The sequence below is a fragment of the Streptomyces alkaliterrae genome (assembly GCF_007097205.2).
In the GTDB taxonomy this organism is placed as follows: Bacteria; Actinomycetota; Actinomycetes; order Streptomycetales; family Streptomycetaceae; genus Streptomyces; species Streptomyces alkaliterrae.
In genome coordinates, this window is the sequence record NZ_VJYK02000469.1 from 1 (window position 1) to 2,811 (window position 2,811).

The 2,811-nt window shown below is 68.8% G+C and carries 2 protein-coding genes; one reads left to right on the plus strand and one right to left on the minus strand.

Annotated elements, in window-relative coordinates; all coding sequences use genetic code 11:
- Positions 1 to 360: 360 nt before the first annotated feature.
- Entirely contained in the window at positions 361 to 1,578 is a 1,218-nt protein-coding gene (locus FNX44_RS25700) for a polysaccharide deacetylase family protein (RefSeq protein ID WP_143651375.1), read from the plus strand.
- 103 nt (positions 1,579 to 1,681) lie between these two features.
- Here the strand turns inward: FNX44_RS25700 and FNX44_RS25705 are convergent, their stop codons facing one another.
- Positions 1,682 to 2,662, minus strand: coding sequence for an ATP-binding protein (locus FNX44_RS25705; protein WP_143651374.1), 981 nt, complete (start codon positions 2,660 to 2,662; stop codon positions 1,682 to 1,684).
- Positions 2,663 to 2,811 lie beyond the last annotated feature (149 nt).

Below are 2,811 nucleotides of genomic sequence, written 5' to 3' on the forward strand. Positions count from 1 at the left end.
TGATTCACCACCGGGCACCGGCACCGGTGGGCCCGGTGCCGGTGCCCGGTGGTGAATCAGGTGCGCTGGCGGACATCGATCTCGTTTCCGTCGCGGGCAGCCATGGGTGACTGCCTGATTACTCCCAAGGACAGGTAAATGAATCGTAATTCCAGGTAAAGCCGACGTGTGGGTTGTCTCGGGCAAACGGGCAACGCTTCCGTCTAACGAGTGAATGCCGCCATAACGTCCGCTTGTCGTACGAACCGTTTTGTTCTCTCATGCGAACTTTGGCCCGGACGGGCCGGAGCGGTGCCCGCCGAGGCACCGACCGGCCGTGCGGACCCGGCCGAGCTGGAGGACGGACAGGTGGTGGAACGCATGACACGCGTACGGAGGATCATCACGGGTATCGCGGCCACGATGGCGCTCGCGACCCTCGCCGCCGGGTGCGGTACCGACCACACGAACGGACCCGAAGAGCCCAAGGACGAACGGCGCCCGGCGGACAAGCCCCAGCAGTTGCGCGTCATCGGCGACGGCTCGACCTCCTTCACCGGAGTGCAGCCCCACCAGCCCGAGGCACGGAAACTCGAACCCGGCGAACAGCCGCCGCAGTTCGTGGTCTTCTCCTGGGACGGCGCCGGCGAGGACAGCAAGAAGCTCTTCTCCCACTTCCGCGAGGTAGGCCGCCGCCACAACGCCCAGATGACGTACTTCCTCTCCGGCATCTACCTGCTGCCCGAGAGGGAGGCCGGCCGCTACAACCCGCCCGGCCGGGCGCCGGGCGCCTCCGACATCGGCTACCTCAAGGACGAGAACATCCGCGCCACCCTGGAGCAGCTGCGCGGCGCCTGGCTGGACGGCAGCGAGATCGGTACCCACTACAACGGTCACTTCTGCGGGCCCACCGGTGTCGACAGCTGGTCCGTCGAGGACTGGAAGAGCGAGATCCGCCAGGCCAAGTGGTTCGTCAAGAACTGGAAGACCACCACCGGCTGGAAGGATGCCGACTCCCTGCCCTTCGACTACGACAAGGAACTCGTCGGCGGGCGTACGCCCTGCCTCGAAGGCCGCGAGAACGTCGTACGGGCGGCCGGCGAACTCGGCTTCCGCTACGACTCCAGCGGCATCGGACGCCAGGTGTGGCCCAGCCGGCGCAACGGCCTGTGGGACCTCCCCCTGCAGATGGTGCCCATGCCCGGACGCGCCTTCGAGACGCTGGCCATGGACTACAACTTCATGGTCAACCAGTCCGGCCCCGGCAGCGGCGACCCCGCCAAGCACCCCGAGTGGGAACGGCAGATGAGGGACGGTCTGCTCCAGGGCTTCGAGCGCGCCCACCAGGGCAACCGGGCGCCGATGATCATCGGCAACCACTTCAACGGATGGAACGGCGGCATCTACATGCGGGCCGTGGAGGACGTCATCAAGACCGTCTGCGTCAAGGACGACGTACGCTGCGTCTCCTTCCGCCAACTGGTCGACTGGCTCGACGCGCAGGACCCGGCCGTACTGGCCAAGCTGCGCACCCTCGGAGTCGGGCAGGCGCCGGACGAGGGCTGGCCGACCTTCCTGGCCGCCGCCGCCCGCGACTGACCCGTCCGTCGGCGGTCTTCGGCTGCCCGGCCCGGCTCGGGCCGGGCAGCCGCGAAGGGCGGTCATGCTCAGCCCCTCGGCCCCCCTCGGGTTCCGGCAGCCGTCAGGCGGGCTGGGCGGTCCGCTCGCCCAGGACGAAGGCCGGGTCGACCTGCGCGGCCAGGTCCACACCGGCCCGCGCGTTCCCCCAGCTCTCCGCGTTCTTCAGATGGAAATGGACCATCTGCCGGGTGTAGCGCTCCCAGTCCCGACGCTCGTACGAGCCGTCCGCCGTTTCGTACAGCACGTCCAGCGCTCGGCGGTTGGCCTCCTCCAACTCGGCGAGCGGCAGGGCCCGGCCCTTCTCCGCGGCCCGGACCCAGTCCGACTGGCCCAATGTGACCAGCAGGTCCTCCCCGACCTCGTCGCGCAGGAAGGCAAGGTCGTCGGGGCCGTGCACCTTGTTGCCCACCACCCGGAGCGGGACGCCGTAGTCGGCGGCGTACTCGCGGTACTGGCGGTAGACGGCGACACCCTTGCGGGTGGGCTCGGCTACCAGGAAGGTCATGTCGAAGCGTGTGAACATGCCGGAGGCGAAGGAGTCGGAGCCCGCGGTCATGTCGACGACCATGTACTCGTCCCGACCGTCGACCAGGTGGTTGAGGCAGAGCTCCACCGCGCCGACCTTCGAGTGGTAGCAGGCGACGCCCAGGTCGGCCTCGGTGAACGGCCCGGTCGCCAGCAGCCGGACGTCCGAGCCCTCCAGGGACAGCGTCCGGGCGCAGGCGTCGTAGACGGGGTTGTCCTCGTTCACCCGGAGGAGCCGGGAGCCCTCGCCGGGAGGCGTGGTCTTGATCATCGTCTCCGCAGAGGCGATCCGGGGATTCGCGCCCCGGAGGTAGTCCTTGATCAACGGAAGTCGACCGCCGAGCGGGGGAACGTCCGCGGCCTCCGCCTCGGTCAGGCCGAGGGCGACGCCCAGGTGCTGGTTGATGTCCGCGTCGACGGCGATCACCGGCAACCGTGCGGTGGCCAGCCGACGGACGAACAGCGAGGACAGCGTGGTCTTTCCGCTGCCGCCCTTCCCTACGAAAGCGATCTTCATGTTCAGTAGCGTAGGGCGGGAACTCGCCTTACCCCGCTCGTCCGCCGGACAGACCACCCGAACGAGCGTCGCCGCGTGACCGCCCGCCGCTCGACCGGCGCCGGCCGAGGACTAAGGTCGGGATACATGAGTACGACTCCCCACCCGCC

Bases quoted from the DNA above. Each gene is read 5' to 3' on its own strand.
- FNX44_RS25700 (WP_143651375.1), top strand. From the start codon at position 361: ATGACACGCGTACGGAGGATCATCACGGGTATCGCGGCCACGATGGCG.
- FNX44_RS25705 (WP_143651374.1), bottom strand. From the start codon at position 2,662: ATGAAGATCGCTTTCGTAGGGAAGGGCGGCAGCGGAAAGACCACGCTG.